Source organism: Hydrotalea sp. GW822-HT8A01 (assembly GCF_058798575.1).
In genome coordinates this window covers 3,291,735-3,308,386 of record NZ_CM179506.1, presented here as the reverse complement: position 1 = coordinate 3,308,386, position 16,652 = coordinate 3,291,735, and the positions used below count along the sequence as shown (strand labels likewise).

At 35.8% G+C, this 16,652-nt stretch carries 16 protein-coding genes; 11 read left to right on the top strand and 5 right to left on the bottom strand.

Annotated elements, in window-relative coordinates; all coding sequences use genetic code 11:
* Nucleotides 1–150: 150 nt before the first annotated feature.
* Nucleotides 151–1,218, top strand: a complete 1,068-nt coding sequence (locus AC3QLY_RS14735; protein ID WP_218330319.1) for a fatty acid desaturase family protein — start codon at nucleotides 151–153, stop codon at nucleotides 1,216–1,218.
* 64 nt (nucleotides 1,219–1,282) lie between these two features.
* Here the strand turns inward: AC3QLY_RS14735 and topA are convergent, their stop codons facing one another.
* Nucleotides 1,283–3,835 (bottom strand): type I DNA topoisomerase, encoded by a 2,553-nt coding sequence (gene topA / locus AC3QLY_RS14730; protein WP_288096745.1) that lies wholly within the window; start codon nucleotides 3,833–3,835, stop codon nucleotides 1,283–1,285.
* A 128-nt stretch (nucleotides 3,836–3,963) separates the two neighbouring features.
* Nucleotides 3,964–4,830: an alpha/beta hydrolase gene (locus AC3QLY_RS14725; RefSeq protein WP_074421040.1), complete on the bottom strand. Its 867-nt coding sequence runs from the start codon at nucleotides 4,828–4,830 to the stop codon at nucleotides 3,964–3,966.
* A 14-nt stretch (nucleotides 4,831–4,844) separates the two neighbouring features.
* On the opposite strand from AC3QLY_RS14725, the gene AC3QLY_RS14720 reads away from it, so the two are divergent.
* From AC3QLY_RS14720 to AC3QLY_RS14705, 4 genes are all read left to right on the top strand, one after another.
* Nucleotides 4,845–5,633 carry a Rossmann-like and DUF2520 domain-containing protein gene (locus AC3QLY_RS14720; RefSeq protein ID WP_074421039.1) on the top strand — a complete coding sequence of 263 codons (789 nt, stop codon included), beginning with the start codon at nucleotides 4,845–4,847 and terminating at the stop codon, nucleotides 5,631–5,633.
* Nucleotides 5,634–5,962: 329 nt separating this feature from the next.
* Nucleotides 5,963–6,904, top strand: coding sequence for a geranylgeranylglycerol-phosphate geranylgeranyltransferase (locus AC3QLY_RS14715; RefSeq protein ID WP_074421038.1), 942 nt, complete (start codon nucleotides 5,963–5,965; stop codon nucleotides 6,902–6,904).
* 43 nt (nucleotides 6,905–6,947) lie between these two features.
* Nucleotides 6,948–7,526 carry a Maf family nucleotide pyrophosphatase gene (locus tag AC3QLY_RS14710; protein ID WP_074417753.1) on the top strand — a complete coding sequence of 193 codons (579 nt, stop codon included), beginning with the start codon at nucleotides 6,948–6,950 and terminating at the stop codon, nucleotides 7,524–7,526.
* 38 nt (nucleotides 7,527–7,564) lie between these two features.
* Nucleotides 7,565–8,866, top strand: a complete 1,302-nt coding sequence (locus tag AC3QLY_RS14705; protein ID WP_228733063.1) for a DUF2851 family protein — start codon at nucleotides 7,565–7,567, stop codon at nucleotides 8,864–8,866.
* On the opposite strand, the gene AC3QLY_RS14700 is transcribed toward AC3QLY_RS14705, so the two are convergent.
* Nucleotides 8,867–9,277, bottom strand: a complete 411-nt coding sequence (locus AC3QLY_RS14700; RefSeq protein WP_074417754.1) for an OsmC family protein — start codon at nucleotides 9,275–9,277, stop codon at nucleotides 8,867–8,869.
* Between the two features lie 40 nt (nucleotides 9,278–9,317).
* On the opposite strand from AC3QLY_RS14700, the gene AC3QLY_RS14695 reads away from it, so the two are divergent.
* The 3 genes from AC3QLY_RS14695 to AC3QLY_RS14685 all read left to right on the top strand — a co-directional run bounded on the left by AC3QLY_RS14695 (nucleotide 9,318) and on the right by AC3QLY_RS14685 (nucleotide 12,227).
* Nucleotides 9,318–10,136 carry a hypothetical protein gene (locus AC3QLY_RS14695; RefSeq protein ID WP_218330320.1) on the top strand — a complete coding sequence of 273 codons (819 nt, stop codon included), beginning with the start codon at nucleotides 9,318–9,320 and terminating at the stop codon, nucleotides 10,134–10,136.
* Nucleotides 10,137–10,306: 170 nt separating this feature from the next.
* Nucleotides 10,307–11,230, top strand: a complete 924-nt coding sequence (gene lipA, locus AC3QLY_RS14690; RefSeq protein WP_081301400.1) for a lipoyl synthase — start codon at nucleotides 10,307–10,309, stop codon at nucleotides 11,228–11,230.
* 196 nt (nucleotides 11,231–11,426) lie between these two features.
* The gene (locus AC3QLY_RS14685) at nucleotides 11,427–12,227 is read left to right on the top strand and encodes a DUF6089 family protein (protein ID WP_492989923.1); all 801 of its coding nucleotides are present in this window, start codon (nucleotides 11,427–11,429) and stop codon (nucleotides 12,225–12,227) included.
* A 212-nt stretch (nucleotides 12,228–12,439) separates the two neighbouring features.
* Here the strand turns inward: AC3QLY_RS14685 and AC3QLY_RS14680 are convergent, their stop codons facing one another.
* On the bottom strand, nucleotides 12,440–12,856 hold the full coding sequence (locus tag AC3QLY_RS14680) for a nucleoside-diphosphate kinase (RefSeq protein ID WP_068241422.1): 417 nt from the start codon (nucleotides 12,854–12,856) through the stop codon (nucleotides 12,440–12,442).
* Nucleotides 12,857–12,992: 136 nt separating this feature from the next.
* Here AC3QLY_RS14680 and AC3QLY_RS14675 point away from each other — a divergent pair, with 136 nt between their 5' ends.
* Together AC3QLY_RS14675 and AC3QLY_RS14670 are read left to right on the top strand one after the other, a co-directional pair.
* Nucleotides 12,993–14,000, top strand: coding sequence for a DHH family phosphoesterase (locus AC3QLY_RS14675; RefSeq protein ID WP_218330322.1), 1,008 nt, complete (start codon nucleotides 12,993–12,995; stop codon nucleotides 13,998–14,000).
* 52 nt (nucleotides 14,001–14,052) lie between these two features.
* The gene (locus AC3QLY_RS14670) at nucleotides 14,053–14,979 is read left to right on the top strand and encodes an FKBP-type peptidyl-prolyl cis-trans isomerase (RefSeq protein WP_074417759.1); all 927 of its coding nucleotides are present in this window, start codon (nucleotides 14,053–14,055) and stop codon (nucleotides 14,977–14,979) included.
* A 48-nt stretch (nucleotides 14,980–15,027) separates the two neighbouring features.
* On the opposite strand, the gene folP is transcribed toward AC3QLY_RS14670, so the two are convergent.
* Nucleotides 15,028–15,861: a dihydropteroate synthase gene (gene folP / locus AC3QLY_RS14665; RefSeq protein ID WP_218330323.1), complete on the bottom strand. Its 834-nt coding sequence runs from the start codon at nucleotides 15,859–15,861 to the stop codon at nucleotides 15,028–15,030.
* Nucleotides 15,862–16,012: 151 nt separating this feature from the next.
* Between folP and AC3QLY_RS14660 the strand changes: the two genes are divergently transcribed.
* A complete protein-coding gene (locus AC3QLY_RS14660) occupies nucleotides 16,013–16,549 on the top strand; it encodes a DUF1599 domain-containing protein (RefSeq protein WP_218330324.1) in 537 nt (178 codons plus the stop codon).
* Nucleotides 16,550–16,652: the final 103 nt, after the last annotated feature.

Below are 16,652 nucleotides of genomic sequence, written 5' to 3'. Positions count from 1 at the left end.
TTAAGCAGAAGTTATTCTATTGTTGTGGAAATATTTTTTATACACGAATACAATGTTTTTGATTTTGTGGCGTTCATTGCGTTTTAACGTATTGGATAGCGTTAATTCATGTACCTTGCAGTTTGTTTTTTACTTTATAAATTGAATAGAATGATTCCTAAATTTCCTGCTGTTAAAGATTCGTTGCATGCTGAGCTAAGGCGCAGAGTAAATGCATATTTTGAAACAAACGGTATTGAAGCTACTGGCAACGCAGCTTTATTTACAAAAGCTATTTTATTAATGTTGTTTTTTGGCTTTTTATATGTGCATCTTATTTTTTTTACCCCCAACTGGTATTTTGCTATTCCTGAGTTAATCATAATGGGGGGTGTAGTTGCTGCCATTGGTTTTAATATTATGCACGATGGCAGTCATGGCAGCTTTAGCCGCAGTAAATGGCTGAATCACTTAGCTGCACGTTCAGTGAATTTGGTAGGAGCCAATCACTTTATGTGGAATGTAAAACACAATATGATTCACCATAGTTTTACCAATATTGATGGGATAGATGATGATATAGAAGTTGGCTTTTTAATGCGAATGGCACCAACACAAAAAAAATACTGGGTACACCGTTTTCAGCATATTTACTTTATTGTACTATATATGCTATTGTATGTTTTCTGGATATTTTTTGCAGATTATAAAAAATATTTTTCCGGTAAAATTGGCAATATTGCCCTGAAAAAAATGGAGATACGCGATCATCTTGGGTTTTGGTTTATCAAAGCATTCCATTTTATGGCATTTGTAGTTATCCCGATTTATTTTATTGGTTGGATAGACTGGATGGCAGGTTTCTTTACTATGACTTGTGTAACAGGCTTTATTTTAAGCATTGTATTTCAGTTGGCACATACTGTTGAAGGTACCGATTTTCCTGAAGCTGATCCGGTAAGCAGTAAATTACCCGATGAATTTGCTTTGCATCAAATAAAAACAACCGCCAATTTTGCCACCCATAATAAATTAGTGAGTTGGTTGGTGGGTGGATTAAATTTTCAGATAGAGCATCATTTATTCCCTAAAATTTCGCATGTGCATTATCCGGCTATCAGTAAAATCGTTAGAACAGTGTGTAAGGAATATCAGTTGCAGTATATTGAATATCCTACTGTACGGGGTGCTGTTGCTGCGCATGTTCGTTTTTTGAGAAAAATGGGCAGGTACTATTAAAGTATTTCAGAAAAATTAACATGTAAAAAAACAGACTGTGATGCTTCCGGTTTTTTTATTGTATTTATTTTCTTGTTTTTGTTGTTGCCGATTTTTTTGCAGCAGCCTTTGTTTTTTTTGCAAAAGCATTCGGAACTTGTTCTGCAATCATGGCTTTTACAGTGTCTATAGTAATCGTTTCTAATTCTGCTGGTTCATATTTTGTGCCATCGGGTTTTTTGCCCAGCTTCAGCATTTTCTTTTGAAAGCGAATAAATGGTCCCCAACGACCATTTTCAATTGAAATTTTTTCTTGTGGCCATTGTTGTATAAAGCGATTGGCTTCTTTTTCCATCTTCGCCTCAATTAATTCTTCAATATCCTGTTTGCTCAATGTATCAAAATTGTATTTTTTGGGTACATTAATATACACATCATTCCACTTTATAAAGGGACCGAACCTTCCTTTTCCTTTAGTAACCGGCAAATCTTTGTAAGTAGCAATGGGTGCATCTGCCTGGTTTTTTTGTGTGATGAATGTGATGGCTTTATCTAATTCAATTTCAGTTAAATCTACGCCTTTAGGCAATGAAATAAATTGATCGCCCCATTTAACATAGGGACCAAACCGGCCTATATTCACACTCACTTCCTGATTTTCATATTCACCTAAAATGCGGGGTAATTTAAATAGTTCAAGTGCTTCTTCCAATGAAATGGTTTCAATACTTTGATTAGGGTTTAGTTTAGCAAAACGCGGCTTTTCTTCTTCTTCGGCAGTGCCTATTTGCACCATAGCACCATAACGACCCATTCGGGCAATCACTTTTTTCCCGGTAGCCGGATCTGTGCCTAATTCGCGTTCACCTTTTGCCCGTTCTGCATTTTCTAAAGTATGTTCAATATCTACATGAAATGGCTGATAAAAATTATCAATCATTTTATTCCATTGAATTTTACCTTCAGCAATTTCATCAAAGTTTTCTTCAATTTTAGCTGTGAAGCCATAATCCATAATTTTTTGAAAATGCTGTTTTAAAAAATCAGTAACCAGTATACCCAAATCAGTTGGGAACAATTTCCCTTTTTCGGCACCGGTAATTTCAGTTATAATATTTTTTTCAATGTTGTTTTCGGGTGTAAGTTTTAGTAAGGTAATTTGCCGGGGTACACCCTCTTTGTCTCTTTTTTCTACATAGTTTCTTTTAACAATGGTGGTAATGGTAGGCGCATAAGTGGATGGCCTTCCAATTCCCAGCTCTTCTAATTTTTTTACAAGTGATGCTTCCGTATATCTTGCCGGAGGGCGGCTGTATTTTTCTGTTGCCATCATTTCTTTGAATTCTAATTTTTGGCCTTCTGATAATGGTGGTAACATTTTTTCTGTATCTTCTTCATCTTCATCATCCCGTCCTTCAAAATATACTTTTAAAAAACCATCAAATTTCAACGTTTCTCCAGTGGCTGTTAACGTTTCCGCATTGGTAGAAATGCCTATTTGAGCTATGGTTTTTTCAAATGCGGCATCACTCATCTGCGAAGCAATGGTTCGCTTCCAGATGAGTTCATATAATTTTTTGGTATCAGCTTCATCTATGGTATGTCTGCTCATGTAGGTTGGCCGAATGGCTTCATGGGCTTCCTGCGCACTTTCGTTTTTGTTTTTGAATTTACGAGGCTGGTGGTACTGACTGCCGTAATACTCGTTAATTTCTTTTTTAATATCAGTTAATGCAGTATCAGAAAGCTGAATACTATCGGTACGCATGTAAGTAATGTAACCGCTTTCGTATAATTTTTGTGCCAGTAACATTGTTTTGCTAACTCCATATCCTAATTTTCTGGAGGCCTCCTGCTGTAGTGTAGAGGTTGTAAAAGGTGCGGCCGGTGTACGTTTAGCAGGCTTTACTTCAACCTGCTTAACAGTATAATTAGCGCCAATACATTGCTGTAGAAACTGGTTGGCTGCTTCGTTGGTAGCAATTTTTGAAGGGCCCTCGGCTTTAAAAATTACGAGTTTTTGGTTTATATCAGGTGCCGTAAATGCTGCTTCTATTTTAAAGCTTTTTTCCGGAATAAACTGGTTAATCTCTCTTTCTCTTTCTACAATTAACCGAACTGCTACGCTTTGCACACGGCCTGCACTCAGGCTGCGTTGCATGCCAATTTTTCTCCATAAAACCGGACTTAATTCAAAACCCACCAATCGGTCTAATACCCTTCTGGCCTGTTGTGCATTCACCAGATTCATATTTATGAGTCTTGGATTTTCAACAGCTTTTTTTATGGCAGGTGCGGTTATTTCATGAAATACAATTCTTTTGGTTTTATTCGGGTCTAACCCCAGTACTTCAGCCAAATGCCAGCTAATACTTTCTCCTTCACGGTCCTCATCCGATGCTAACCAGACTTCTGCTGCTTTGGCGGCCAATTGTTTTAAATCTTTAACTACTTTCTGTTTTTCATCCGGAACAATATAGCGTGGCTCAAAGTTTTTATTAACATCAATGCCCATATCATCTTTTTCCAGGTCTCTGATATGGCCATAACAACTTTTCACCTCAAAATCATTCCCTAAGATTTTGCCTATGGTTTTTGCCTTTGCGGGTGATTCGACGATTAATAAATTCTTTGCCATTCTAATTTTTAATATATGGTGAACAATACGAACGAATCTATGGATGAATCGTTAAATAATGGTTTTTTTGCCATTTTTTCAATAAAGTACATGCAATATTAGTTGAAAGCTTTAAATCACAAAAACGATTATTCATTATTGCTAAATGAAATAATGGCATTTTTAACAGATTTGCTTCTATAAATATTGCTGTGCCCGAGGCTTTTTGTGCAATAAAATGAAATATGCGGATATTGCTTTTCCTGTACGGGAAGTACATTTTTAAAAGGACAAATAATATCTGATTCATCATGAATCCATAAAACAGGCGCATGAATATGTGCAATAGCCCTGCTAACAGAAAAATAATGAATACTATGGTTTGATATTGTTTTGATGTGTTGAACAAAGGCAGATTTTATATTTGCGTTTAAACGCAGGAGCTTTGAAAAAGCGTGAATGGCAGTAAATGTTTCAGTTGCAGGCGCAATTAAAATTAACTTTGAAGTGTCCTGTAATTTTTCAGCAGCTAACGTAATGGCCATTCCGCCTAACGAATGCCCGACATTTACTTCAAATGGGCCAAATTTTTTCTTGATGGCTACAATGGCATTTCTATATTCTAATACATTGGTAGTGTTACCATCGCTTAATTCGTGTGCAGGTGCATCAAAGGCAATAACCGTAAACCCCTGCTGCAGAAAGGGCTGAATAAAATGTGCAAAGCGGTAACTGCAACTATCAAAGCCATGTGCAATCAATATTTTTTTTCCATTATTTTTTTCTGGTTCAGGTTGCCATAGCCATCCCCTTAATACTTTACCTTCAAAGGGCAGCGTTAGTGGGGTAGCAAAAGAAAATTCGGCCGGTGGTATTCTTTTGGGTTTTCCCGAATAGGGAGTTGAAAATACCTTAAATGCTTTTAGGGCGGCTGCTCTGGCACTGAAAACTGCAATCAATTTTATCAGTACAATATAATAAATTGCCTTTAGTTTGGTTTTTGTTTTCTTGTTCATCCTAAAACAAATATATGGATATTGTTATTCTTGGTGCTGGTAATGTAGCTACTATATTCGGTAAATTACTATTTCAAAAAAAACACAAAATTCTGCAAATTGTTAGCAAAACGCCGGCACATGCAGCAACATTGGCCATGCAATTACAGGCAACATTTACAACAAATATTAAAGATGTTGATACCCGGGCCGATTTATATTTATTTGCATTACCCGATAATTTGATTCAGGAAACAGCAGCCCATCCGGTATTTAAGAACAAATTTTTAGTGCATACATCGGGCAGTATTCCTGCTGCAGTATTCAAAAATTTTACTGAAAGTTTTGGTGTACTATGGCCAATACAAAGCCTGAATGCACATGTTGAAAAATTGCCTGAATTTCCGTTGGCCATTACAATAGGTAACCAGTCTGTTTTATCAGATTTAATGAAATTGTGTAATGATTTAACTGATGCACAAATTGTTGTATTGAATGATGAAGAAAAGAGGCAATTGCATCTTGCGGCTGTATTTGCTTCCAATTTTTCTAACTATCTATATCAAATGGCATTTGCATATTGTAGGGAACAAAACATTCCTTTTTCCCTATTAATTCCTTTGATACATGAAACTGCTGTAAGAATTCATGATTCTATTGAACCTTTTGCAATGCAAACGGGTCCGGCCATTCGAAACGATTCTGTTACTATTCAAAAGCAGCAGGCTTTATTGGTGCAAAAACCTCAATATGCAAAATTGTATGATTTGTTTACCGAATGTATTCGTGACGAACTTTTAAAAAATAAATCCCTCAACGGATAACCGTGAGGGACTTTTTGGCAAGCAATTGAACGTAAACGTACACACAATATAATTTTTTTTGTATAAACCAAATTATTTTTTTGTACAACCATGTGGACAATTGTTCTTTGCAGTATCGTTACAAACCCATTGTTTTTAATTGTATGATCCTAATTAAGTAGCATTAAATTCCTTAACATCAGTATGTTTCCAATATTTTTGCTGCGAAAATGGAAAGACTTGTATAAGATTAAGAATAAATTTGAGCAAGAACGGGTTGAGCCCGTTTATTTTCGTGATGCTGTCATCAAAATTAAATTTAAAAATATCATTCGCATAAATTCAATCAATTGAAAATTATCAACGCATTTCTGCAACTCATTCGTTGGCCCAACCTGCTGTTTATTTTTTTAACCCAGGTAATGTTTGAGTATTGCATTGTAAAGCCTTTATTTACTGCAGCAGGGGTTGATAATGTATTAAATACTTCAGCTTTCTTTCTCTTAGCATTCAGCTCAGTTTGCATTGCAGCCGGCGGCTATGTAATTAACGACTATTTTGATTTAAATATTGATTTAGTCAATAAACCCAAACGACTTGTTGTTGACAATACAATAAGCCGCCGTTGGGTAATACTCTGGCATTTTATATTAAGTATTGTGGGCATTGCGTTAGGTTTTTATATTGATAAGACAACCCAGTCCTCTTTTATAGGGATATTCAATTTTTTGAGTGTTTTGTTGTTGTTCATTTATTCCGCTTCACTGAAAAAAAAATTTCTGTTGGGTAATGTGCTCATTTCTTTACTCACTGCCTGGTCAGTATTAATTCTTTGGTGGGCAGAGCAACGCTATTTTTTTGTATTTCCCCCAATAACAAATTTAGATACCCATAAATTTTTTCGGTTTACAATTTTATATGCAGGGTTTGCATTTATTATTTCTTTAATTCGTGAGGTGATTAAAGATATGGAAGATGTAGAAGGCGACCGAAAATATGGTTGTAAAACCATGCCCATTGTTTGGGGAATAAACAGTACAAAAATATTTACATTGGTTTGGGTAATTGTGTTATTGGCAGCTTTACTGCTTTTGCAATTATATGTAACTTTTATTGGATGGTGGGTAACCGCCTTGTATGGCTTTGTATGTATTACACTTCCATTATTGCAAGTAGTGCGGTTATTAATTAAAGCCCAATCAGCTGCCGATTTTCATCGGTTAAGTACTTTGGTCAAAATCATCATGCTTACAGGTATTGTTTCTATGTTATTTTTCGGGCATCCCATGTAAATATGGTGTAATACTTTAATTTGCATCAGTATATCAAAAAATTATGGAAGAAATTATTTTAGCATCTCACTCCCCCCGAAGAAAAGAATTACTGGAAAAAGTGGGGATACCCTTTATTGTTGTTACAAAAACAACCGACGAATCTTTTCCTGTTTCGCTTCCTAAAAATGAAGTAGCCATTCATATTGCCCGAAATAAAGCACTTGCAGTAAAAGAAAAAATTGCTGCCGATTTTCATGGTGAACTGAATCATAAATCTATTTTGGCAGCAGATACCATTGTAGTAGTAGATGATGATATTTTAGGAAAACCGGCGAACCGCTCAGAAGCCATTCAAATGATACTAAGTTTATCTGATCGCAAGCATCAGGTAATAACAGGGGTAGTTTTGTTAATCGGAAGTAAGGAAATTGCTTTTGCTGAAGTAACTAATGTGTGTTTTAATGCATTTACACCAGAAGAAGCAGCTTATTATGTAGACAATTATGCACCATTTGATAAAGCGGGTGGATACGCCATTCAGGAATGGATTGGCCTTATTGGTATTAAAGCCATTGAAGGTGATTTTTATAATGTAATGGGGTTACCCATCAATAAAATTTACAACTTGTTGTGTAAATAAAAATTATTGGATATATTGAAGTTTAATTGATATAACTTATGCCTGAGCTTCAATATCTGAATGAACGTTTGCTGCATTTTATATGGCAGTTTCAATATTATAATTCTGCATCATTAGTAACAGATGCAGGAGAGCCTGTAAAAGTTATTAAACCGGGGCAATACAATACCCATCAAGGCCCCGATTTTTTAGAGGCTGTTATTCAAATCAATCAAATCACTTTGGTAGGTAATGTAGAAATTCATGTGCAGGCTTCCGATTGGTTAGCACATCAGCACGAAAATGATCCGCATTTTAAAAATGTTATTTTACATGTGGTTTGGCAGAATAACAAAGCAATACCCGATGCATCCGGTAATTCAATGCACACGCTAAGTTTGTGCAACCGGGTGTCTAAACTATTATTAGAACATTATCAGCAATTATTACAAACCCCGCAAAAAATACCCTGTTCACTTCATTTACCTGCATTGAGTTATTTAGAATGGATGGCATGGAAAGAAAGACTGGCCGTTGAAAAGTTAATGGGAAATACTGAAAAAATCATTCAAAAATTACATGCAACCAAAGGCCATTGGGAAGCGGTTTTTTGGCAGGTTTTGGCTTATAATTTTGGACTAACACAAAACGCATTGCTGTTTCAGGAAATGGCAGCATTAACACCTGTAAATATATTGGCAAAGCACAAAAACAATATTCAACAATTAGAAGCGCTGTTACTTGGTCAGGCCAATTTATTGAACAGGAATGATTTTGAAGATAAATATGTTCAGATGCTGCAAAAGGAGTATCTATTTCTGCAAAAAAAATATTCCCTGAAACCGGCAAATGCATTACCTAAATTTTTAAGGATGCGACCTGCAAATTTTCCAACCGTTCGTTTGGCACAATTGGCCATGCTCATTCATCAATCTTTTCATTTGTTTGATGCGGTAAAGAAAGCCACTACTATCCAACAGGTTAGCGCATTATTTAACGTTACTGCAAATGATTACTGGCATTATCATTACAATTTAACTGATGAACCAACTGCATATCTACCCAAAAAATTAGGTAGGCAAATGATCAATACTTTAATCATTAATACTGTAAGCCCCATGTTGTTTGCATATGGGCATTATCATAATGACGACAATTATAAAAACAAAGTAATTCAATGGTTAACGCTGCTTCCTGCCGAAAAAAATTTGATTACCAGTAACTGGTTACAATATCAAATTCCTAACAAAAATGCATTCGATTCGCAGGCATTCATTCATTTATCCCGACAATATTGTTCAGAAAAAAAATGTTTATCCTGTATGGTTGGTCATAAAATACTAAAGCAAACCAGCCAGTAATTATTCCCAAGTAAACTGAATATCTGTTTCTAAATCCGGGTGCAGGCTTCTTGCTACCGGGCAGGTACGCGCCGTATTTTCTAAAATTTGTTTTTGTTTTTCATCCAGTTGCTGCAAAGAAGTTGGAAATATGATATGGGTAATGATTTTACCAATTCTTCTGGGATCACTCTTCATAATTTTCGTAATCTCAGCCTTGGTACCGGTTAAATCAATGTTCATTGTATTGGCTTTAATGCCCATTGTTGTAATCATGCAACTACCCAAAGCAGTAGCTACCAAATCGGTTGGTGAAAATCTTTCCCCTTTCCCCTGATTATCGGTGGGTGCATCATTTTCAATTAACGTTCCACTTTGTAAATGTGTTAATTCTGTTCTTAAATTTCCTTTATACAATACAATTGAAGTCATAGGTTAAATTTTTATCTAAATTAGCATTAAAATAATTCTTGTGAAGCAATTAATTGTATTAACCTTAGCCCTGGCACCAGTTTTTTTATTTGCACAAAGTACAAATGCACTTACCAGCAGACAACAAAAAGCTGTAGAACGTAGAGAAAGAATTAATAATTTAATTAAGCAGGAAGAAGAAGGGGCACTCATTTATCAGAAACAAGGAGCATTTGGCGTGAAATTGAATACCGATGGGTATGGTATTTTTTATGAACATGGAAAATATAAAACCATTACTAAAACCAATTTGTGGTGGATGGAGTTAGGTGAGCATAAAGACAAACACGAAGAAAAAACATCTGTACCATTGGTAGGGGGTGGATTTGTTTTTTTGGGTAATCCCTACATTTACGGAAAGCAGAATAATTTCTACTGTTTTAAATTAGGACTTGGCCAGCAACGTTTAATTGGTGGTAAGGGTAATAAAAACGGCGTTGCTGTTTCAGCAATTTATGGCGGTGGTATTAGTTTAGGCATGTTAAAACCATACTATTTGCAGGTTCAGGATCCAAACAATGCCAATCAGGTAAACGATATTAAATATTCAGATAATCCAACTGCATTTCTCGATTATACGCTTATTCAAGGCTCATCCGGATTTAGTAAAGGATTGAATGAAATAAAATATGTTCCCGGTGTGCAGGCACGGGCAGCACTTCGGTTTGATTATGGAAGGTATAACGAATTACTTTCTGCATTAGAGTTAGGCGTTAATCTGGAATACTATACACAGAATATGCCCATTATGGTGAATAGTTCTGATAGAAAATTATTCTTTAATGCGTATGCTGCCATAGTATTTGGAAGAAGAAAGTAATGTAAATTTGCACATCCTTTTATTACGTATATTGTTTTATTTGAGCGAAGGATGATTCATTTTACGGCTATCAGAAATATGCATTGCTTCATGTACAAAGTTTGGGAAGCAAATATTTTAAAATAGCAAATGAACAGCAGTATTGCAATTATTTTATAAAAACAGATTTTGTGGAAGAATTACCGGTTATTTCAGCAACAACAAATGCTATAAGAATAAAAAAACCTGATTGGTTAAGGGTAAAACTGCCCATTGGCGAAAGTTACAAACATGTTCGAGGTTTGGTTGATACCCATCAATTACATACCATTTGTGAAAGTGGAAACTGCCCCAACATGGGTGAGTGCTGGGGAGAAGGTACTGCAACATTTATGATTTTAGGTAATGTATGTACCCGCAGTTGTGGATTTTGTGCTGTAGCAACAGGCAGGCCTGCACCGGTTGATTGGGATGAACCTCAAAGGGTTGCAGAAGCCATTCACTTAATGAAAGTAAAACATGCAGTAATTACCAGTGTTGACAGAGATGAATTGAAAGATGGCGGCTCCATTATCTGGCACAATACCATAAAAGCCATAAAAGCCTTAAACCCTGCAACAACTCTGGAAACATTAATTCCCGATTTCAGAGGCATATCCAATCAAATACAAAGAATTATTGATGCTGCACCTGAGGTTGTAAGCCATAACATGGAAACAGTAGAACGAATGACCCGAAAAGTTCGGGTACAGGCCAAATACCACAGAAGTTTAGAAGTGTTAAAAACTTTAAAAGCAGGTGGTATGCGCACCAAAACAGGTTTAATGTTAGGTATTGGCGAAACCAAAGAAGAAGTGATACAAACTATGCATGATTTAAGAACTGTTGATTGTGATGTGTTAACTTTAGGGCAGTACTTACAACCAACTGCCAAACATTTGCCTGTTCAGCGTTTTGTACATCCGGATGAATTTGCTGAATTAAAAGAAATTGGCTATCAAATTGGGTTCGATTATGTAGAAAGTGGCCCTTTGGTGCGTTCTTCTTACCATAGTGAAAAGCATGTTTTAAAAGGGTATGGTCGCGCCAAATGGCTGGCTGAAAAAAGTAAATAAAACAACCCCGAAGCTTTAATGCAGACAGATGGGGGAAATACTATTTTTTTTGATTGAAAAGATGAAGCTATGATTCCTATGCATTTTTTGAATAATTGGAACAGTTATTGCTAACAATTGTACAAAATCAATATATTCGAAAAGTAATTAACCTGAGTTAGGTACATCATCAATTACAAACCACTAACTCTTTTTAATGCATTTAAAAGCATCCCATCGCACATTTCTGCTAATTACTTTTTTAGCATTAAGTTCCCCTTCTTTGGCACAACGTGTTCGTGCTTTTGGTGGATTAGGCGTTAGCGCTTATCTGGGCGATTTAATACAGGGTCCCCCTGCATTAAAACAAGTTTCTCCTGATGTTATGGGAGGTGCAACCTACGATTTAGGTGAAAAAATACGCTATCGTTTAGGATTGTCTTTATTGGGTGTAAAAGGGAATGATGCTTTATCTCCCAGAGCAGATCTGCGAGCCCGTAATTTAAATTTTAAAAATTTTATATGGGAAGTTTCTAATATGATGGAATATGATATTTTAGACCGGAATGTTTATAATATTGTGCCTTATGTATTTGGCGGTTTTGGAATATACCATTTTAACCCCACCACTTACGATCGCAACGGGAACAAAGTTTACCTTCATGATATTGGTACAGAGGGACAATATTTAAATCAACCCGGTTATCCAAAGCCTTATCATAGAATGCAACTGAATATTCCATTTGGGGCCGGAGTGCGTTATGAGGTTACAGACGCATTTGCAGTTGGTTTTGAATTTAATTATCGCATCCTTTTTACCGATTATTTAGATGACGTAAGTACACCAAAATATGCAACCAACGCATTAATTGCTGCAGGTCAGTTAGAAGCTGCTTCATTATCGTTTAGGGGTGATGAGGTAAGTCCCGGTGCTAAACCACCTTTGTTATGCCACGTGGTAATCCTCATAATAAAGATGCTTTCTATTCTTTTCAGGTTACTTTCTCAGTGCGGTTAGATAATGTTTTTCTTGGCGGATATTATACTAGCCATCCCGGTGGTGGTCCGTTCGCACCCAAAACCCGCACTTATAGAAGAAATGCATATTAAGTAAGTACTTCAATTTACTTTATTCAAAAAGGCTTCAATTTACAGAAGCCTTTTTTCAACCCTAAACCCTTAAAAAACCGTTCAAATAGTAGAAAAAATCATGCCACTTTGAGGAGGTTACTAAAATCTTTCCAATTTTGAGAAGAAAAAGTCAGCTTCAATCAATGCATTTTCATCACTGTCACTACCATGTACTGCATTTTCACCAACAGATGCTGCATATTTTTTTCGGATGGTACCTTCTTCGGCCTGAGCCGGATTGGTAGCACCTATTAATTTTCTGAAATCATTCACTGCATTTTTTTTTTCTAAAATAGCAGCAACAATGGGACCACTACTCATAAAAGTTACCAACTCTCCAAAAAACGGACGTTCTTTATGAATGGCATAAAATTCGGCAGCCTGCTCAGTGGTTAATTTTGTCCACTTCATGGCTTTAATAGTAAAACCCGCTTCAATCATTTGGTTTAAGATGGCACCGGTATAACCTTTTGCAGTTGCATCGGGCTTAATCATCGTAAAAGTTCTGTTACTCATAAATGTTTTATTCAATTTGGCTGCAAAATTAATGATTTAGGTTACAGTGCTTCCAATATTCCTGCTAAATAAATGCTTATCTTTTTAAAAAGCTGTTAATGGCATATAGATTTACTCTATTTTTGCCCACCTGATTATGAAAGCAATTGAAGCATTTTATCCACTATTGAGAACGCCCAAAAAAATTATTATTACAACACATCAAAAACCTGATGGCGATGCCATGGGTTCAGCCCTTGGTTTATATCATTTTTTAGTAAAAACCGGACACGATGTTACTGTTATTACACCCACCAATTGGGCAGATTTTTTAGATTGGATGCCGGATGCGGATAAAGTTATTGATTTTGAAGCAAAAAAAGATGCAGCACTTGTGCTCATTCAATCTGCTGAAATTTTATTTTGTTTAGATTTTAATGTTTTACACCGAACCAAACACCTCGAAAAACATTTAGAAGCAGCCGAAGGGATTAAAGTACTGATTGATCATCATGAACAACCACAAGAATCGGCATTTCAATTTGGCATTAGTAATACTGCCAAAAGTTCTACTTGCGAAATGGTGTATGATTTTATTATGCAATCTGAACGTCCTGAATTATTAGATGTAACTATTGCTACTTGTTTATATACTGGTACAATGACTGATACCGGCTCGTTCAGGTTTCCTGCAACTTCAGCATCAGTACACAGAATGGTGGCACATTTTAAAGATTTAGGCTTACAGCATACGCCCATTCATGATAACATTTATGATAGTTTTTTAGAAAATCGGCTTCGTTTTATTGGGAATGCTTTACTGAACAGAATGGAGGTATTGTACGAATACAATACGGCAGTCATGTCAATCCCCAGAGCTGATATCATTCAATATGATATTAAAACGGGCGATACGGAAGGCTTGGTAAATTATTTATTAACCATTAAAGGCATTAAGTTTGGGGCCATTGTAATTGACAGGAATGAAGAAAGAAAATGGAGTTTTCGTAGTAAGGGAGATTTTGATGTGAACATATTTGCCCGTAATCATTTTGAAGGCGGCGGACACAAAAATGCAGCCGGGGGCAGAAGTAGTGATACTTTAGAAAAAACTTTAGAACATTTTTACAATGTTATTCCGGCTTACAAGGAAGCCCTGCAATAATGTTTTAAAATTTGTTCTAACTAAATTGTAAACAATAACAATACATAAACCAATGAAAATTTCAACAACAATTCTGGGGGTTGCGCTGCTGCTTGCAGGTTGTCATCAGTACAACAAAACCAAAACGGGCCTGGTATATAAAATTATACATGGCAATAGTAAGGTGCTGTTAAAACAAGGTGATATTATTAAATTTAATATTGAATACAAAATGAAAGTGGGAGGGAAAGACTCTATCTTGAATTCTACTTTCGGGCATATTCCTGCATTTGTAAAAATTGATACTGCATCTTTTGGTAAACATAGCTTTACTGAAGTGTTATTGCAATGTGCTCCGGGCGATAAAATTAATTTTGTAATGAGTATTGATACACTCAAAAATCTGGGCATGATTCCTGAATACAATGAACTGTTTAAAAAAGGCGGTACTATAGATGGCAGGGTGGATATTTTGAAAGTTTACAATAATGATGCAGCAGTTAATGCTGATTACCAAAAAGAAATGGAAGAGGAGAAAAGCAGAGAAATTAAAGATTTACAGGCCTATGCTGCAAAAAATAATATTAAAACTATCCAATCACCCAATGGAGTTTTGGTAGAGGTACAAACAGAAGGCCAGGGGCCAAAAGCCGATTCAGGCATGCAGGCATCTGTATATTATAAAGGCTACCTTGAAAATGGAAAAAAATTTGATGGCAATATGGATACGGCTACTGCTAAAAAGCCACCCTTTACCTTTGTTGTTGGCAAACACAATGTAATTCAGGGTTGGGATGATGGATTGAAATATTTTGCAAAAGGAGGGAAGGGCCGTTTATTGGTACCTGCTATGTTGGGTTATGGTCCACAGGGCAGTCCTCCGGTGATTCCTCCATACACCAATTTAATTTTTGATATTGAAGTTACGGATGTAACCATACCAGCTCCACAAAAAGCACCTGCTCCGTTATTACCCGGTTCAGTGAAACCAGTTAAATAAAAAGTATAGATTGTTCAGTTTTTGAAAGCTCCTGAAAGGGGGCTTTTTTTATGATGCCATATAAGCATTGTACAATGTAATACACTCCTGCGCAGCAGCTACATCATGCACCCGTAAAATGTTTGCACCATTTATTAAACCCGCCATGTGCATGGCTGTTGTTGCATTAAGTGCCTCACTGGCATTTTCTTTTTGAAGTGTTTTATATAAAAAAGACTTTCTTGAAATGCCCAACAAAATGGGCTTATGCAGTATCTGAAAAATACTGAGTTGTTTAATCAATAAAAAATTCTGCTGAATATTTTTGCTGAATCCAATGCCGGGGTCAATTATCATATCTATAATTCCGGCCTCTTTTGCCAGCGTGGTTTTTTTGATAAAATAGTCTACAATATCTAAACAAATATCCTCGTATGAAGTATACTTTTGCATGGTTTGAGGTGTGCCCTGCATATGCATACAAATATAGGGTACGTGCAGATTTGCAACCGTTTCAATCATTTTCGGGTCTAAATTTCCACCGCTAATATCATTCACTATATCAGCACCTGCCTCAACAGCAGCTTTGGCTACAGAGGCATAAAAAGTATCTACCGATATAAAAACTTCAGGTAACGTTTTACGAATTTGTGTAATTACCGGAATAATGCGTTCCATTTCTGTTGCAGCTGTTTGCAGACTACTTTTAGGATGGGTGCTTTGTCCGCCTATGTCTATAATAACAGCCCCCTCTTTTGTCATTTTTTCTGCCTGCTCAACTGCTGTTTGTATGGTGGTTTGCCGGCTGTCTTTAAAAAAAGAATCGGGTGTTGCATTAATAATGCCCATAATGATGGGTTTTTCAATTACCAATAACCTTCCATTACAATTGAGCGTATACATTCTTTGCTTTCATTTATCTTGCAACAAAATTAATAGTAAAGCAGTCTGTTTGTTCTAATTGAAAATAATTGATATTTTCATCAAAATTATATTGCATTCTTTATTTCAATAGAATAACCGGGTTATATACTCAGGCCTTTAACAAATGAATATGAACATTACTAACCAGCAGTACGATGCAGTAATACAGCAGTGTAAAAAAATTTTTGTTCAAAAAGCGGCAGATTATGGAACAGCCTGGCGTGTTTTAAGAATTGTTTCTGTGGTAGATCAGTTATTTATTAAGGCATTGCGCATTAGAACGATACAAGATAAAAAAACACAATTGGTAGCAGATGATATCGCCTCTGAATTTAAAGCCATTGTGAATTATGCAGTGATTGGATTAATTCAACTTGAAATTGGAGATGCCAAAGTAGAAGAAATTCCGGTTACGCAGGTAGAAGAGTGGTATGAAAAGCAAATACAGATTGCCAAAAACATTATGCAAAATAAAAATCATGATTATGGTGAGGCCTGGCGAGAAATGAGTCAGGAAAGTTTTGCCGATTTAATTCTAATGAAATTGATGCGCATCAAGCAGATTTTATTTAATGATGGCAAAACGATTGTAAGCGAGGGAATTGATGCCAATTTTATTGATATTATCAATTATGCCGTATTTGCATTAATATTAATGCATGAATAAATACAGGATATAAATTAAGCTAGCTTTTATCAAGTTGTTTGAAACTTGGTTATAAAAATATTTTTTAATTTTCATTTTGCCATTTGAATTTTATTAACAGATT